We start from the raw sequence: 15,890 nt of genomic DNA, 5'->3' as shown, positions 1-15,890 counted from the left end.
CCCAGCAAACGTCGCCATCCCTGCAGTCTTTGTCTCACCTACTTAAACCCGCACCAGTCCGCGTCAACACCGGAAGCTCCACGTAAGGCAGAGCGCATATCAGCCTCCCGGTTTGCTCGGGGCATCCGCGTCAATATGTCCAGTGAATCCGGCTCAAGAACGCCTTCAGCCGCTCGCTGCGCGGCTGGCGACGTCCCTGATATACATGATCGATCAGAACTGCACTTCGCCCGGGATGTCGTCGGCGCTGAGGCCGACGGTCTCATAGGCCTTCAGCAGCCATTCGCGGGTCTGACCCAGCGAACGGTTGTAGTCGGCCCAGGCGCTGAGGAAATCCCTGTAGCGGCGATCGGTTTCGGCGCGGATGCCGAGATTGGTCGGCAGTGTCAGGATCGGCCGCGGGATCGCGAGCTCGCCGAGCGTCGGATTCTTCTTCAGCGTGAAGATCGACAGCACCGCGAGCGAGACATTGCAGTCGGCGCGGCCAGTCGACACCGCGAGGATCGCCTCGTCGCGCGTCTTGAAGCCGAGGATGTTCGCCTTCGGGCAGTAGCGGCGCGCGATCGTCTCATGGGTCGAGCCGATGTCGACGGCGATCTTGACCTCGGGCTTGTTCAGCTCGGACCAGGTCTGCGGCTTGGCAAAGCCCTTCTTGGTGATGACGGTGAAGGAGTGCACCAGGATTGGGCTCGAGAAATCGATGACGAGCGAACGCTCGGGCGTCGGGTTCACGGCGAAGGCGAGGTCGACCTTGTCGGCCTGGAGATCGAGGATCTGGTTGCCCCAGGTTGATTCCAGTGTCTCGACCTTGGCGCCGAGCTTGCTCGCGATGTCGTTCGCCATGTCGATGCAGGCGCCCGACCACTGATTGGTCGCGAGGTCCTTGTGGAAATAGGGGTCCTGGCCGGCGATGACCGCGATGCGCAGCACGCCGCTCTTCTTGATGCGATCGAGCGTGGACGTCGGCGCGGTGTCGGCCTTGGCCGAAGCGGTCGCGGCCATTGCGGCGCCCGCCAGCGCCACGGTGGTGAGTGCGTCCCTGCGGTTCATGGACAGTGCTCCTGGGGAATGGGGATCATCAACTCCGGCCCGTCGATTATTTCTGTATTCAGGACGTAATGCAATATGGTATTGCAGCTCTGCCGGCGATTTGAGCGATGAGGCAGATTTGAGCCTAGTCCATTGGCAAAGCGAGAGAAAACTCCGTGGTGCCGGGCTGGATGAGCGCCGGTCCGCGGGTGCCGGGATTGAGAGGAGAAAGTCTGTGCGTGCTGTTTTCGTCGATGCCAACGACACCCTGGCGGCGGTCACCGACAAGCTGCTGGCCTCGCAGAAGCTGCCGGTCAGCATCAACCGCAATCCTTCCATCAAGCCTGACGATCTGCCCGGCCTGCTCGGTGATGCCGAGATCATGATCGTCGATCACACCGCGGTGCCGAGTGCGATCGCCGAGACGTGCAAGGCGCTGAAGCATGTCGTCTTCCTTGGCACCGGCGCGCGCAGCTACATGAATCCGGAAGAGCTCGCTGAGCGCGGCATCTCCGTGCACACGATCAAGGGTTATGGCGACACGGCCGTGGCCGAATGCGCGATCGCGCTGATGTGGGCGTCCGCCAAGAGCTTTGGCGAGATGGACCGCGGCATGCGCGAGGGCAACTGGCTGCGTCGCGACGCCGTGCAGCTCACCGGCAAGACGCTTGGCCTGATCGGTTTCGGCGGCATCGCGGCGGAAGCCGCGCGCATGGCGGCGGGCTGCGGCATGAAGGTGATCGCCTGGAACAGGACGCCGAAGACGCATCCGGGTGTCGCGTTCGTGCCGCTGGAGAAGCTGTTGGCCGAGAGCCACGTGATCTCGCTGCATCTCTTGCTCAACGACGAGACCAAGGGTTTTCTGTCGCGCGAGCGCATCGCGCAGATGCGGCCCGGCAGCATTCTGATCAACACCGCGCGCGGCGCCGTCGTCGACGAGGACGCGATGTTAGAGGCGCTGCGCTCGGGCCACATTGCGCATGCCGGCCTCGACGTCTTCACCGTCGAGCCGCTGCCGGCCGGCCATGCCCTGACAAAACTGCCGAACGTGACGCTGTCGGCGCATTCGGCGTTCCGCACGCCCGAGGCGAGCGACAATCTCATTGGTGCTGCGCTCGATCACTGCCGCCGCATCATCGCCGCCGGCAAGTAAAGATAGAAGGACATCCCATGTCGGATATCACCCGCATCGACCAGAACGCCCGCCGCAGCCGCGCCTCCGTGTTCGGCGATCTCGTTTTCCTCGCAGGGCAAGTGGCTGACACCAAGACTGCCGACATCACCCAGCAGACCAAAGAGGCGCTGGCGAAGGTTGACGACATGTTGGCGCGCGCCGGCACCGACAAGTCGCGCCTGCTCAGCGTGCAGGTTTGGCTCAAGACCATGGACGATTTCGATGCCATGAACGCAGTCTATGATGCCTGGGTCGTGCCGGGCAACACGCCGACCCGCGCCTGCGGCAAGGTCGAGCTCGCCGATCCCGCCTTCCGCATCGAAGTGATCGCGATCGCCGCGCGCGGCTGACATGCACATCGATGCCCCTTGCATGGGCTGTTTCGGCCTTGCACCTTATTTCCGCCTGTCCTACGCCACCTCGGAACAAAACTTGCGCGAAGCCTTGAAGCGCATCGCCAGAGCCTGCAGGGAGCTGTCATGACCATTCGCAACACCCGCACCGGGGGCCAGATCCTGATCGACCAGTTGGTCGCGCAAGGAGTCGACCGCGTCACCTGCGTGCCGGGCGAGAGCTATCTCGCGGCACTCGACGCGCTGCATGACAGCCCGATCGACGTGGTGATCTGCCGCGCCGAAGGCGGTGCTGCGATGATGGCGGAAGCCTATGGCAAGCTCACGGGACGCCCGGGTATCTGTTTCGTCACCCGCGGTCCCGGCGCCACCAATGCCAGCCACGGCGTCCACATCGCGATGCAGGATTCGACGCCGATGATCCTGTTCGTCGGCCAGGTCGACACCGGCATGCGCGAGCGCGAGGCGTTCCAGGAGCTCGACTACAAGGCGGTGTTCGGCACCATGGCGAAATGGGCCGTCGAGATCGATCGCCCCGACCGCATTCCGGAGCTGGTCGCGCGTGCCTTCCGCGTCGCGATGCAGGGCCGTCCGGGTCCCGTCGTGATCGCGCTGCCGGAGAACATGCTGACCGAGACCGCAGCTGTTGCGGATGCCATGCGCATCGAGCCGGCGGCGAGCTGGCCCGCGCCCGCTGATATCGAGCAGGTCGGCGCGATGCTCACGAGCGCCAAGGCGCCGCTCGTCATTCTCGGCGGCTCGCGCTGGAGCGATGACGCCACCAGGAGCATCGCGCGCTTTGCCGAACGCTTCGACCTGCCGGTCGCGACCTCGTTCCGCCGCGCCTCGCTGATCGATGCCGATCATTCGCATTATGCCGGCGATCTCGGCATCGGCCCGAGCCCGGGCCTGAAGGCGCGCATCGACAGCGCCGATGTCATTCTGCTGATCGGCGGCCGCATGTCGGAGATGCCGTCCTCGTCCTACACGCTGCTCGACATTCCGACGCCGAAGCAGAAGCTGATCCACGTGCATCCGGGCTCCGAAGAGCTCGGCCGCATCTATCAGCCGGCGCTCGCGATCCAGGCGACACCGGCCGCGTTCGCCGCCGCCGTCGAGACGTTGAAGCCTGCAGGCGCTGTCGCCTGGAAAGGCGAGGCCGCCAAGGCGCATGCCGATTATCTCGCCTGGACCGAGAAGGCGCGCGAGCTGCCGGGCACGTTCCAGTACGGTCAGGTCATGACCTGGCTGCGCGACCGCCTGCCGAAAGACGCGATCGTCTGCAACGGCGCCGGCAATTATGCCGGCTGGATCCATCGTCATCACCGCTTCCACAGCTTTGCCTCGCAGCTCGCGCCGACCTCGGGCTCGATGGGCTATGGCGTGCCGGCGGCGGTTCTCGCCAAACGGCAGTTTCCGGATCGCGTCGTCGTCGCCTTTGCCGGCGACGGCTGCTTCCTGATGAACGGGCAGGAGTTCGCGACCGCCGTGCAGTACGACGCGGCGCTGGTCGTCATCGTCGTCGACAATTCGCAATACGGCACCATCCGCATGCACCAGGAGCGCGACTATCCCGGTCGCGTCGTCGGCACCCAGCTCAAGAACCCCGATTTCGCGATGTACGCGAAGGCCTTCGGCGGCCATGGCGAGCGCGTCGAGCGCACCGAAGAATTCGCGCCGGCGTTCGAGCGCGCGCTCGCCTCGGGCAAGCCGTCGATCCTCCATTGCATCATCGATCCACGCGCGATCTCGGTCGGCAAGGATTTTGCGCCGGCAGTGAAGGCGTAAGCGATGTCGCAAGCCCGCCACGTCGCCATCATCGGAGCCGGCGCGGTCGGCGTGATCAGCGCCATCGAGGCGCTGCGCGAGGGGCATCGCGTCACGCTGATCGATCCGGGCGAACCCGGTGGCGAACAGGCGGCGAGCTACGGCAATGCCGGCTGGCTCTCATCGCATTCGGTGATCCCACCGGCGGAGCCGGGCGTCTGGAAGAAGGTGCCGGGCTATTTGATGGACCCGCTCGGCCCGCTCGCGATCCGCTGGTCTTACTTGCCGAAGGCGCTGCCCTGGCTGATCAAATATCTGCTGTCGGGCTGGACCGAGGCGCGCGTCGAAAAGACCGCGTTCGCGCTGCGCGATCTCCTGAAGGACGCGCCGCTGCTGCACAGGACGCTTGCGGAAGAGGCCGGCGTGCCCGAACTGGTCGAGCGCAACGGCGTGATGCACGTCTTCCCGTCGCGCGGCAACTTCGACAACGATCTCGGCTGGCGGCTGCGCAAAAAGGTCGGCGTCGAATGGCTGGAGCTGAACGCCGACGAGATGCGTCAGCGCGAGCCGGATCTGCATCCGCGCTACACTTTTGGCGTGGTGGTGGAAGAGGCCGGCCGCTGCCGTGATCCCGGCGCGTACGTTGCGGCGCTTGCCCAGCACGCGCTGGCGAGCGGCGCAAAACTCGTGCGCGCCAAGGCGACGGGCCTTAAGCTTTCCGGCAACAAGCTTGTCGCCGTCCTCACCGAGACCGGTGAGATTCCTTGCGATGCCGCCGTCGTGGCGGCCGGCGCCCGCTCGAAGCAGCTCACCGCATCGGTCGGCGATCCCTTGCCGCTCGAGACCGAGCGCGGCTATCACGTCATGATCGAGCATCCGGAATCAGGTCCGCGCAACTCGATGATGGCGTCCGACGCCAAAATGGTGGTGAACTGGACCGACAAGGGCCTGCGCGCCGCCGGCACGGTCGAGATCGCAGGTCTTGAAGCCGCGCCGAACTGGAAGCGCGCCGAGATTTTGCGCGACCATCTCCTCAGCATGTTCCCAAAACTGCCGAGGGATATTCCGTCGTCGCGCATAAAGACCTGGTTCGGGCATCGGCCGAGCATGCCGGACGGCATTCCCTGCATAGGCTATTCACGCGCCTCGCGCGACATCGTCTATGCCTTCGGACACGGCCATATTGGTCTGGTCAGCTCGGCCCGCACCGGCCGCCTTGTCGCGCAGCTTCTGAGCGGCAAGCAGCCGGAAATTCCGCTCGCGCCGTTCGCGCCCACCCGCTTCCTCTGAGATCGCATCCATGACCATCGCAGCCAGCTCGTCTTCTCGTATTGCCCGTGGCGGCAAGGCCATCTACGGAGCGCCGCTCGGCATCCTGATGCTGGAGGCGCGCTTCCCCCGCATTCCCGGCGACATGGGCAACGGCACGACCTGGCCTTTCCCGGTGCTGTATCGCGTGGTGAGCGGCGCCTCGCCGGAGAAGGTCGTGCTGAAGGGCGCCGCCGGCCTGCTGCCTGACTTCATCGATGCCGCCAAGGATCTGGTGCGGCTCGGGGCCGAGGCCATCACCACCAATTGCGGCTTTCTCTCGCTGTTCCAGAAGGAGATCGCGGCCGCCGTCGGCGTTCCCGTTGCGACGTCGTCGCTGATGCAGGTGCCGTGGGTGCAGGCGACCTTGCCGCCCGGCAAGCGCGTCGGCCTCGTCACGGTGTCGGGCTCGACCCTGACGCCGGCCCATCTCGAAGGCGCCGGCGTGCCGCTCGATACGCCGCTGGTCGGCACCGAGCACGGCAAGGAATTTTTCCGCGTGTTGATCAAGGCCGAGAAGGACGACATGGACGTGGCGCAAGCCGAGCGTGACGTGGTCGAGGCCGGCAAGCAGCTGGTGGCAAAGAACCCTGACGTCGGCGCCATCGTGCTCGAATGCACCAACATGCCACCTTATGCCGCCGCGCTGCAGGCCGAGGTCGGGTTGCCGGTCTACGACATCTATTCCATGATCACCTGGTTTCATGCTGGACTGCGCCCGCGCGCGTTCGCCTGATTCCGTCTGTCACAAGCTCTGCTGTTGTTTACATTGCAATCGCTCCCGCAGCCCCGGTATATTGGGCTGTGTGCGGGCATGAATGCAGCTGATGATGAGCAACGTGGAACTGGCTTCCGATAGTATCGTCGATCGCGTCTATGAACAGCTCAAGGCGATGGCCGTGAGCTATGAGTTCAAGCCGGGCGAACGTCTCAACGAAGGCGAGCTGGCGAAGCGCCTCGGCGTCAGCCGCACGCCGCTGCGCGAAGCGCTCAACCGTCTCAACACCGAAGGCTTCCTGCGTTTCACGCCGGGCAAGGGTTTTTTCTGCCGCGAGCTCGACGCCCACGAAATCTTCGATCTCTACGAGCTGCGCAAGTCGATCGAGGTCGCTTCGGTCCGCCTCGCCATCAAGCGCGCCAAGGACGAGGACATCGACGCGCTGCTGAAATTCCTCGAAGCCACCGGCCCCGATCCCGGCGAGCGCACATCGGTCGAGCTCGTCGAATTGGACGAGACCTTTCACGAACGGCTGATGGCGATGTCGAACAATGCCGAGATGCTGCGCGTTCTGCGCAACGTCAACGCCCGCATCCGCTTCGTGCGCTGGATCGACATGGACAGCATCAACCGCTCCAACACCCAGGCCGAGCACCGTGCGGTGATCGAAGGGTTGAGGGCGCGCAACGAAGAGGTTTGCGTCTCGGTGCTTGAGAAGCACATCGACCGCCGATTGGATCGCATCACCTCCGCGATCAAGGAAGGCTACGCGCAGATCTATATGCCGGCGGCGGCGCGGTCTGCGACGAACTGAGGGGCTCTTCCCTTCTCCCCTTGTGGGAGAAGGTGGCGCGAAGCGCCGGATGAGGGGTACGCCTCCGCGATCACAGTATCGTAGGGTGGGCAAAGCGAAGCGTGCCCACGCATTTTGCGTTTCATTGGCGGAATCGTGGGCACGGCGCTTTGCGCCTTTGCCCACCCTTACGATTCCCGGCTCGTGGCGACATACCCCTCACCCTACCGAGTATGTGTTGACCTGCGGTGATGCCCTCTCCCGCAAGGGGAGAGGGCGCAGTCATGCGCATTGCGCTGTTCCCCCAGCTATACAATCCTTCAATACCAGCTCATGCCAGACGGTCAGAGCCTTCGCACGCAAACATCGCTAGCGTGCCGCTCGAAATTCACGGAGACACGCGGTGCATAGCCCAAAGCCCAATCCCGAAGCGCGCTCGGACGACTGGCCGTCCGAGCTCTATCGTGTCCTGAAAGCCGCCGACGTCCAGCAGATGTCCTATGTGCCGGATGCCGGCCATAGCCAGCTGATCCGCATGTTCTCGGCCGACCGCGACGTCACCACCAATGTGCTGACCACGGAGGAGGAGGGCATCGCGATCGCCGCGGGCGCCTGGCTCGGCGGCCAGCGCAGCGTGCTGCTGATGCAGTCGAGCGGCGTCGGCAATTGCATCAACATGCTGTCGCTGTCGGCGATCGGCCGCTTTCCGCTGCTGATGCTGGTGACGATGCGCGGCGAATGGGCCGAGTTCAATCCCTGGCAGGTGCCGATGAAGCCGCGCGACGCAGCCATCGCTGGAGGCGATCGGCCTGAAGGTGATGCGGGCGGAGACGGCGGAGGATCTGGTCGAGACGGTCGAGTCGGCCGCTTCGCTCGCCTACGAGTCCGACCAGCAGATCGCGGTCCTGATCGGGCAGCGCCTGATCGGCAAGAAGAAGTGGTGATATCGATGTCGGTGCCCTCTCAGCTCGATCGCCGTGCCGCCGTCGCGGCACTCCTGAAGAACCGCGGGGATACGCTGGTCGTCTCCGGCCTCGGCTCGCCCACCTACGACCTGCATTCCGTCGGCGACCACGACGGCAATTTCTATCTCTGGGGCGCCATGGGCGGCGCCGCGCTCATCGGGCTTGGATTGGCGCAGGCCCAGCCAGGCAAGCGCGTCCTCGCCTTGACCGGCGACGGTGAGCAATTGATGGGGATCGGCGGTCTCGCCACCATCGGTGTTGCCCGTCCGCGAAATCTCGACATCGTCGTGATCGACAACCAGCATTTTGGCGAGACCGGGATGCAGGCGAGCCATACCGGTCGCGGTGTCGATCTCACCGCGATCGCCGCAGCCTGCGGCTTTGCCGCAACCGCCACGTTGCGGACGCTCGAGGAAGTGCAGCACCTCGCCACGCAAATCGCCGAGCTGGCCGGTGGTCCGCGGCTTTTTGTCATCAAGGTTTTGGCCGAAAATCGGCCGCGCTCGCTGCCCTCGCGCGATGCCGTCTTTATCAAGAACCGGTTCCGTGCTCATCTCGGCTTCGCGGCGGCTTGAACGGGAGTCCTCTCCGGGATAGCTCGCTGCCTTGAGCAGCTATCCTGGAGTGAGACCCATGAAACTATCCGGCAAGGTTGCCGTCATCACCGGCGCGGCGCGCGGTATCGGCAAGGCCTGCGCAAAGCGGTTCCTCGATGACGGCGTCAAGGTGGTCATCTCTGACGTCGACACCGATGAGCTCGAGAAGGCCGTCAACGAGCTGGGCAAGCCCAAGGAGCTCTACGCCGTGCCCTGCCACGTCGCGCGGCGCGCGGACGTCGATCGTGCGGTCGCGACCGCGGTTCGCGAGTTCGGCCGGCTCGACATCATGGTCAACAATGCCGGCGTCGCCCGCAACCGGGACTTACTCGAGATTACCGAGGAAGAATTCGACGAAATCATCGGCATCAATCTGAAGGGCGCGTTCTTCGGCGTGCAGGCGGCGGCGAAGCAGATGATCGCGCAAGGCAGCGGCGGCGTCATCATCAACATGTCCTCGGTGAACGCGCTGCTGGCGATCCCGGCGCTTGCGACCTACGCGATGTCCAAGGGTGGCATGAAGCAGCTGACCTCGGTGGCCGCCGTCGCGCTTGCCCCGCACAATATCCGCGTCGTCGCGGTCGGGCCGGGCACGATCCTGACCGACATGGTGGCCTCCTCGATCTACACCTCGGAAGATGCCCGCAAGACCGTGATGTCGCGCACGCCGGCCGGCCGCGGCGGCGAGCCGAGCGAGGTCGCCTCGGTCGTCGCGTTCCTCGCCAGCGACGATGCGTCCTACATCACAGGACAGACCATCTATCCGGATGGCGGCCGGCTGATCCTGAACTACACGGTGCCGGTGAAGGACAAGTAGCGCGGCGCTACGATTTCACCGCGCCCGAGGTCATGCCGTCGATGAACTGGCGCTGCAGCAGCACGAAGATCGCGACGACCGGCAGCACGATCGTCACGGCAGCGGCGAGCATCTCGCCCCAGTCGGTCGAATACTGGCCGGTGAGGTTGTAGAAGCGCACGATCGCCGTGACATTGCTGTCGTTCTGCAGGAACGTCACGGCGATGACGAACTCGTTCCAGGCGTTCAGCCCGACGATGATCGCGACCGTGAGCAGCCCCGGCCGCATCATCGGCAGGATCACGTACCAGAATGTCTGCCACGGCCTGGCGCCGTCGACCTGGGCTGCTTCCTCGAGCGCGACGGGAATCGCGAGCGCATAGGTGCGCAACAGGAAGATCGCGAACGGTGAGAACATCGCGGTGTAGATCAGCGCGACGGCGGGAATCGAATTCACCAACCCCAGCTTCGCGAAGATGAAATAGAGCGGATAGAGATAGAGCTGCACGGGCACGGTGATCGTGGCCATGAAGTAGAAGGTGATGAAGCGCCAGAATTTGCCCTTCTGCCGCGCGAGCACATAGGCGCAGGGCGTCGCGGTGATGCAGACCATCAAAATGGTGAGCGCCGCCACCTCGGCGCTGTGCAGCAGGCTGGGGCCGAGCCGGGCGTTGCGCCAGGCGGACGAGAAATTCTCCCAGTGCAATTGCGTCGGCAGCGCGAGCGGATTGCTGCCGATCTCGACCGTCGTCTTCAGCGCGTTCATCACGGCGAGCACGATCGGCAGCAGCGAGCTGAACGATGCGACGCCGATCAGCCCCAGGCTGAATGTCTTGCTCCAGCGATCTCCGATCATGTCGATTGCGCGTCGTCGGTGATCTGGAGCCAGAGATAGACGGCGGTGGCACACAGGCCGAACAGGCTCATGACGCAGGCGGCGGCTGCAGCCTGCCCGACATCGCCTTCGAAGAAGGCGTGGCGATAGGCAAACGTCGCCAGCACCTCGCTGCCATAGGCGGGCCCGCCGCGGGTGACGATGAAGATGAACTCGAACACCTGGAACGACCAGATCACGGTGAGGATCAGCATGAGCGTCAGCGTCGGGCGGATGCCCGGGATCAGCACGTAGCGGAACAGCTGGAGGAAGCCGGCGCCATCGAGCCGCGCTGCCTCGATCTGCTCGACGCTGATCTGCCGCATCGCCGACAGGAACACGACGGCAAGAAAGCCCCACCAGTGCCAGATGTCGACGGCCGCGACCGCATAGAGCGAGCGGTCGGGATCGGCAAGGGGATCGGAGATCGAGAAGCCCCGCTCGTTCAGCCAGGCGACGATGCCGGTGACGGGGCTGAAGATCATACCCTGGAAGATGCGCCCGGTGACCGCGACGGCGATGATGCGCGGCAGGAAGATGATGGACTGCACCACGATGCGCGCTTTCGGCGCCACCAGAAGTGCTGCGGCCATCACCAGCGCGAGGCAGACCGGCACGGTGAGGAAGATCGCGGTCCAGATGAAATTATTGGTGAGAGCCGACCAGAACACGGGATCGGCGACCATGTTCTGGAAATTGGCGAGGCCTGCCCACATCGGCGTGCCGACACCGTCCCACATGAAGAACGCCGCCGTGAATGTCAGCACGGCTGGCACCAGGATGATGCAGATATTGATCAGCAGCGCCGGTAGCGCGAACAGCCACATCTTGAGATCAGGCCGTCCGCGGCGGCAGCGGCGGCACCTTGCCTTCCTTCGCTTCCTGGCTGAACAGCGTCTGCATCCGCGTCAGGTAAGCATCCGCTGTGATCTTGTTGAGCCAGACCTGCTCGATGCCCTCGATCAGATAGGAGTTGGTGGCACCCGGCCAGAACGTCCAGGTGGTGAAGCCGTACTGCCCCTTGCTGAAGGCCTCGTGCAGATTGGCGACGGTTTTCTCGAACAGGGGGTAGCCGATGCCGCTCAGCATGTCCGGCGGCAGATCCTTGACCGGCAGCGCCCATTTTCCGGGCCAGTCGCGGTTCATCGTCTCGTAGAATTTGCGTGTCAGCATGAACTCGAACACGGCCGCGGCGCCTTCCGCGTTCTGCGAGGTCTTGGCGATCGACAGTGTCGCGCCGCAGGCAAGATGCACCAGCGGTCCCGTGAAGGCCGAGCCGAGGCTCGGCGTCGGCATCACGTCCATCACGGTGTCGGGCTTGGACATGCCGTAGGATTTGGTGCCGAACGACCAGGTGCCGCCCAGCGCCATCGCCGCCTTGCCGTTCACGACCTGAAGGAAGCTCTGCTCGATCGTCAGGGAGAAGTAGTTCTTGCCGAAATAGCCCTTGTTGTACCAGGCCTTCGACAGCTCGACGGCCTCGACGAAGGGCGGCGCGGTCCAGGGTAGTTCGCCGGCAAGCGCCTTGCGGACATTGTCGGGGCCGGCGACGTTGTTGAAGAACACCGTCATCAGCCACTCGTTGACGCCCTTCCAGTCGGCATTGCCGGCGCCGAGGGGGATGATGCCCTTGGCGAGCGCGGCGTCGGCGACTTCTTCCATCTCCTGGCGGTTGGTCGGCAGTTTCCAGCCGTTCTGCTTGAACAGCTCCTTGTTGTAGAACAGGTGCATCGATTCATAGTCGCGCGGCAGCGCGTAGAGCTTGCCGCCATAGACGCTGGTGTTGAGCAGGGGCGCGAGGAAACGGTCCTTCCATTTGTACTTCTCGGCGAAATCGTCGAGCGGCAGCACCTGGCCGGCATTGGCGATCGCGGTGAGATAGGCGGGTCCTGCGGTCTGCACGATGTCAGGGCCATTGCCGGCGACGAGGGCGACCTTCAGCAGATTGTTGACCGCCGCGCCCTTCACTTCCATCTGCAGCAGATATTTGTCTTGCGAGGCATTGAAGGCCTCGACCAGATCGTTGCGCAGTGCGGCTTGTCCGTCCGAATTCGCCTGACCGAACCAGAAGGTCACGACCTTGCGCGCGTCCTCGGCGCGGGCGCTACGCGGCAGATTGGCTGCAAGCGCGGCGGCTGGAATGGCGGCGACAAGCTGGCGTCGGGTCATGGTCATGGCGATGAACCTCGGTTTCCTCGGGCGCAAATAGCGATTGTTGATTTTGCTTTAGTAATACGTATAACTAAGCGGAATGACGACGTCAACAACGAGGACGGCGCGGGGGAAGGGGGCGCGACAAAGCGGCGCCGGCCCGCCCCACGCAGAAGGATATTGCACTCGCGGCCGGTGTTTCGCAGGCCGCGGTGTCGCTCGTCCTGAACAAGGCGGAGACGCCGTCCGTTCCGCCGGCAACGCGGACGCGCATCCTCGAGGTCGCCGAAGGGCTCGGCTATCGGCCGAATCATCCGGCGCGGATGCTGCGCAGCGCGCGCACCATGACCTTTGCCTGCGTCATCCCTGATATCACCAACCCGTTCTATCCGGGTCTCGTTCGTGGCCTGCAGACAGTCGCGGCGCCCGCCGGTTACGACGTGCTGATCTTCGACACAGACGGGCGGCCAGAGCGCGAGGCGCGCGCGATCGACTGGCTGCTGCAGGGGCGCGCCGACGGCGTGGTCGCCACGTTCTTTCACCTGCGCGTGCCGCAACTCGCGGTGCTAGCGCGAAAAGGCATTCCGCTGGTGCGGCTGGAAAGCCAGCACAAGCCGGACGGGCCGCTCGCGATCGACAGCGTCTATATCGACAACGCGGAAGCCGCAGCCGCGATGACGCGGCTTCTGATCGCGCGGGGGCATCGCCGCATTGCCATGATCCAGGCCGAGTTCGGCCCGAGCCAGCGACGCGCGCAAGGCTACAGCGCGGTGATGCGGGAGGCCGGGCTATCGCCCGATTTCGTCACCGACAGCGCCTATTCGGAAGAATCCGGCGCGCGCGCGATGACGCGGCTGCTCCAACGCAAGGGCGAGCGCCCGACCGCTGTGTTCGGCGCCAGCGACGTGCTTGCGCTCGGCGCGATGGAGGCGGCGCGCAATGCCGGGCTCTCGATCCCCGGCGATATCGCCATCGCGGGCTTCGACGACATTCCGGTCGCAAAGCTGCTCGGCCTCACCACGGTGCGGCAGCCGGAGTTCGACCTTGGCGCGCTTGCGGCAGAGACGCTGGTGAGGCGCTTGCAGCCGGGCGGGTTCGGACCGCCCGGCAAGAGCCATGAGCTGAAATTCGAGATCATGAAACGCTCGTCGGTCTGACCGGGCGATGCAATGGAACGTGGGAGTGAACAAGTGACGGCAATTCCTCATGACTACGCGGAGCGCGTCTATGCCGGTGTGCTTGGCAAGCTCATCGGCGTCTATCTCGGCCGGCCTTTCGAGGGCTGGACCTATGAGCGCATCATGAAGGAGCTCGGGCCGATCAACTACTACGTCAACGAACGCCGCGACGTGGCGCTGCGCTCGCATCATCTCGTCGTCACCGATGATGACGTCTCCGGCACCTTCGCGTTTCCGCGCGCGCTCGCCGACAACGGCTATCCGAAGCGCCTGACGGCGAAGCAGGTTGGCCACGCCTGGCTCAACTACATCGTCGAGGAACGGGCCGTGCTGTGGTGGGGCGGCATCGGCAATTCCACCGAGCACACCGCCTATCTCCGCCTGAAGTCCGGCATCCCGGCGCCGCAGAGCGGTTCGATCGAGCTGAACGGCGCGACCGTGGCCGAACAGATCGGCGCGCAGATATTCATCGACGGCTGGGCGATGGTGAGCCCTGGCAATCCCGAGCAGGCCGCCTATCTCGCGGAACAGGCCGGGCGCGTCAGCCATGACGGCGAATCCGTTCATGCCGCAAAACTGCTCGCCGCGATGGAGGCGCAGGCCTTCGTCGAGCGCGACGTGCAGAAGCTGATCGACACCGCCCTTGCCTTCGTGCCGAAGGACGCGCTGATCCGGCGCGTGGTCAATGACGTGCGTGACTGGCACGCCGGCGACAACAGCAATGACTGGGAACGCACCCGCGCGCTGATCGCCGGGCGTTACGGCTACGACAAATTCCACGGCAATTGCCACGTCGTGCCGAACCACGCGCTGATCATCCTGGCGACGCTCTACGGCGAGAACAGTTTTCAGGACGCGATGCGCATCGCCAACACAGCCGGTTGGGACACCGACTGCAACGCCGGCAATGTCGGCTGCCTGTTCGGCATCCGCACTGGATTGGCCGGCCTCGATGCCGGGCCGGACTTCCGCACGCCGATCGCCGATCGGATGTATATCTCGACGGCCGACGGCGGCGCCGCGATCACCGACGCCGTGATCGAGACGCAATCGCTGGTCGCGGCGGGGCTTGCGCTGGCGGGAGCGCCGGCGCTTGCGGTCGCCAAGGATGGTGCGCGTTTCAACTTCAATTTTCCGGGCAGCCTGCAGGGTTTCCACAACAAGGGCGGCTCGCCGGCGCGGCTGCACGAGGTCGAGCTCAGCAACGTTGCCGGCCACAGCCGCAATGGCGAGCGTAGCCTCGCGATCGACTTCCGCCGCCTCGCGCCCGGGCGTGTGGCGCGCATCGCCAGCCCCACCTTCTTCGACAAGGAGGTGTTTACGATGCCGACCTATCAGCTGGTGTCGTGCCCGACGCTGTACTCAGGCCAGCGCGTCGAGTGCCGGCTGGAGTCGGAAACAGACAGCGGCACGGTCGCGGTGCGCTTGTTCGCCAGCGTCTACGACGAGCACGACGAGTTGGTGCAGATCCATGGCGATGCGCAGGAGCTCACCGGTGGCTGCGAGGCCCTGCTGAGCTGGCAGGTGCCGGAGACGAACGCCTATCCGATCTTCGAGATCGGTGTCGAGATCGAGACGCGCGATCCGCTCGGAGTCGATGGCACGCTTTATCTGGACTACCTGACCTGGGGCGGCGCGGCGAACACCGTGCTGAAGCGTCCGGACAACAATGTCAGCACGATGTGGAAGCACGCCTGGGTCAACAATGTCAGCCAGTTCCAGACCCGCTGGGAAGGCCTGCGCGTCACCAATGGCGATGGCCTCGGCTTCATCGCGCAGGGCTCGCGCGACTGGAAGGACTATCGCGTGACCTCGGAAATCACGCCGCTGTTGGCAAATGCCTGGGGGCTTGCCGCGCGCGTGCAGGGACGCGAGCGCTATTATGCGCTGATGTTCGACCGCGCCGAGGGTGGCCGCGTGCGCCTGGTCAAGCGCGTACATGACGAGGTCGTGCTTGCGAGCGAACGCTTCGCCTGGGAGCTCGATCGTAAATACAAGGTCGAGCTCCGTGTGATCGGGGGCGAGATCGAAGCTCATGTTGACGGCAGGAAGCTGTTCAGCGTGCAGGACACCGGCGAGTTGCCATTGACCGGCGGCGCGGTCGCGTTGGTGGTCGACAGCGGATCGATCTCGGCCGAAGAGGTGAGGGTGGCGCCGCTCTAGCGGTGGTGGGTTTTCTTACCTCTCC

14 protein-coding genes and 1 pseudogene are annotated in these 15,890 nt (G+C 64.7%); 11 read left to right on the top strand and 4 right to left on the bottom strand.

Features of this window, described 5'->3' with window-relative positions:
• Positions 1-213: 213 nt before the first annotated feature.
• Complete coding sequence (locus V1280_RS20635) at positions 214-1,050, bottom strand: transporter substrate-binding domain-containing protein (RefSeq protein ID WP_334528032.1); 837 nt, start codon at positions 1,048-1,050, stop codon at positions 214-216.
• A 214-nt stretch (positions 1,051-1,264) separates the two neighbouring features.
• Here V1280_RS20635 and V1280_RS20630 point away from each other — a divergent pair, with 214 nt between their 5' ends.
• The 9 genes and pseudogenes from V1280_RS20630 (at position 1,265) to V1280_RS20590 (ending at position 9,520) form a co-directional block, all read left to right on the top strand.
• Complete coding sequence (locus V1280_RS20630) at positions 1,265-2,182, top strand: NAD(P)-dependent oxidoreductase (RefSeq protein WP_334528029.1); 918 nt, start codon at positions 1,265-1,267, stop codon at positions 2,180-2,182.
• Positions 2,183-2,199: 17 nt separating this feature from the next.
• On the top strand, positions 2,200-2,553 hold the full coding sequence (locus V1280_RS20625) for a RidA family protein (RefSeq protein WP_334528026.1): 354 nt from the start codon (positions 2,200-2,202) through the stop codon (positions 2,551-2,553).
• A 129-nt stretch (positions 2,554-2,682) separates the two neighbouring features.
• Positions 2,683-4,344, top strand: coding sequence for a thiamine pyrophosphate-binding protein (locus V1280_RS20620; protein ID WP_334528023.1), 1,662 nt, complete (start codon positions 2,683-2,685; stop codon positions 4,342-4,344).
• Positions 4,345-4,347: 3 nt separating this feature from the next.
• On the top strand, positions 4,348-5,613 hold the full coding sequence (locus tag V1280_RS20615) for an NAD(P)/FAD-dependent oxidoreductase (RefSeq protein ID WP_334528020.1): 1,266 nt from the start codon (positions 4,348-4,350) through the stop codon (positions 5,611-5,613).
• 10 nt (positions 5,614-5,623) lie between these two features.
• Entirely contained in the window at positions 5,624-6,367 is a 744-nt protein-coding gene (locus tag V1280_RS20610; protein ID WP_334528017.1) for an aspartate/glutamate racemase family protein, read from the top strand.
• A 91-nt stretch (positions 6,368-6,458) separates the two neighbouring features.
• Positions 6,459-7,163, top strand: coding sequence for a GntR family transcriptional regulator (locus tag V1280_RS20605; RefSeq protein WP_334528014.1), 705 nt, complete (start codon positions 6,459-6,461; stop codon positions 7,161-7,163).
• A gap of 382 nt (positions 7,164-7,545) precedes the next feature.
• Positions 7,546-8,086: pseudogene (locus V1280_RS20600) on the top strand (phosphonopyruvate decarboxylase).
• A 5-nt stretch (positions 8,087-8,091) separates the two neighbouring features.
• Positions 8,092-8,682 carry a thiamine pyrophosphate-dependent enzyme gene (locus tag V1280_RS20595; RefSeq protein WP_334528012.1) on the top strand — a complete coding sequence of 197 codons (591 nt, stop codon included), beginning with the start codon at positions 8,092-8,094 and terminating at the stop codon, positions 8,680-8,682.
• A 58-nt stretch (positions 8,683-8,740) separates the two neighbouring features.
• On the top strand, positions 8,741-9,520 hold the full coding sequence (locus V1280_RS20590; RefSeq protein ID WP_334528009.1) for an SDR family NAD(P)-dependent oxidoreductase: 780 nt from the start codon (positions 8,741-8,743) through the stop codon (positions 9,518-9,520).
• Positions 9,521-9,527: 7 nt separating this feature from the next.
• On the opposite strand, the gene V1280_RS20585 is transcribed toward V1280_RS20590, so the two are convergent.
• Genes V1280_RS20585 through V1280_RS20575 form a run of 3 tightly spaced genes read right to left on the bottom strand, consistent with a single transcriptional unit; the run spans position 9,528 to position 12,548 of the window.
• Entirely contained in the window at positions 9,528-10,355 is an 828-nt protein-coding gene (locus V1280_RS20585; protein WP_334528006.1) for a carbohydrate ABC transporter permease, read from the bottom strand.
• Positions 10,352-11,200 (bottom strand): carbohydrate ABC transporter permease, encoded by an 849-nt coding sequence (locus V1280_RS20580; RefSeq protein WP_334528003.1) that lies wholly within the window; start codon positions 11,198-11,200, stop codon positions 10,352-10,354. Before V1280_RS20580 ends, V1280_RS20585 begins: the two co-directional genes overlap by 4 nt.
• A gap of 7 nt (positions 11,201-11,207) precedes the next feature.
• Positions 11,208-12,548 carry an ABC transporter substrate-binding protein gene (locus V1280_RS20575; protein ID WP_334528001.1) on the bottom strand — a complete coding sequence of 447 codons (1,341 nt, stop codon included), beginning with the start codon at positions 12,546-12,548 and terminating at the stop codon, positions 11,208-11,210.
• A gap of 155 nt (positions 12,549-12,703) precedes the next feature.
• Here V1280_RS20575 and V1280_RS20570 point away from each other — a divergent pair, with 155 nt between their 5' ends.
• Both V1280_RS20570 and V1280_RS20565 read left to right on the top strand, forming a co-directional pair.
• The gene (locus V1280_RS20570) at positions 12,704-13,681 is read left to right on the top strand and encodes a LacI family DNA-binding transcriptional regulator (protein ID WP_334538369.1); all 978 of its coding nucleotides are present in this window, start codon (positions 12,704-12,706) and stop codon (positions 13,679-13,681) included.
• Positions 13,682-13,714: 33 nt separating this feature from the next.
• Entirely contained in the window at positions 13,715-15,865 is a 2,151-nt protein-coding gene (locus tag V1280_RS20565; protein ID WP_334527997.1) for an ADP-ribosylglycohydrolase family protein, read from the top strand.
• The last annotated feature ends 25 nt before the right edge of the window (positions 15,866-15,890 follow it).

The organism is Bradyrhizobium sp. AZCC 2230 (genome assembly GCF_036924495.1).
GTDB classification, from domain to species: Bacteria; Pseudomonadota; Alphaproteobacteria; order Rhizobiales; family Xanthobacteraceae; genus Bradyrhizobium; species Bradyrhizobium rifense.
This window is presented reverse-complemented; position numbering and strand designations above follow the sequence as displayed.

What these genes read in the sequence shown, in the direction of transcription:
- V1280_RS20635 (WP_334528032.1), bottom strand. Translation starts at nt 1,050, where the DNA reads ATGAACCGCAGGGACGCACTCACCACCGTGGCGCTGGCGGGCGCCGCA.
- V1280_RS20625 (WP_334528026.1), top strand. Translation starts at nt 2,200, where the DNA reads ATGTCGGATATCACCCGCATCGACCAGAACGCCCGCCGCAGCCGCGCC.
- V1280_RS20620 (WP_334528023.1), top strand. Translation starts at nt 2,683, where the DNA reads ATGACCATTCGCAACACCCGCACCGGGGGCCAGATCCTGATCGACCAG.
- V1280_RS20615 (WP_334528020.1), top strand. Translation starts at nt 4,348, where the DNA reads ATGTCGCAAGCCCGCCACGTCGCCATCATCGGAGCCGGCGCGGTCGGC.
- V1280_RS20610 (WP_334528017.1), top strand. Translation starts at nt 5,624, where the DNA reads ATGACCATCGCAGCCAGCTCGTCTTCTCGTATTGCCCGTGGCGGCAAG.
- V1280_RS20605 (WP_334528014.1), top strand. Translation starts at nt 6,459, where the DNA reads ATGATGAGCAACGTGGAACTGGCTTCCGATAGTATCGTCGATCGCGTC.
- V1280_RS20595 (WP_334528012.1), top strand. Translation starts at nt 8,092, where the DNA reads ATGTCGGTGCCCTCTCAGCTCGATCGCCGTGCCGCCGTCGCGGCACTC.
- V1280_RS20590 (WP_334528009.1), top strand. Translation starts at nt 8,741, where the DNA reads ATGAAACTATCCGGCAAGGTTGCCGTCATCACCGGCGCGGCGCGCGGT.
- V1280_RS20585 (WP_334528006.1), bottom strand. Translation starts at nt 10,355, where the DNA reads ATGATCGGAGATCGCTGGAGCAAGACATTCAGCCTGGGGCTGATCGGC.
- V1280_RS20580 (WP_334528003.1), bottom strand. Translation starts at nt 11,200, where the DNA reads ATGTGGCTGTTCGCGCTACCGGCGCTGCTGATCAATATCTGCATCATC.
- V1280_RS20575 (WP_334528001.1), bottom strand. Translation starts at nt 12,548, where the DNA reads ATGACCATGACCCGACGCCAGCTTGTCGCCGCCATTCCAGCCGCCGCG.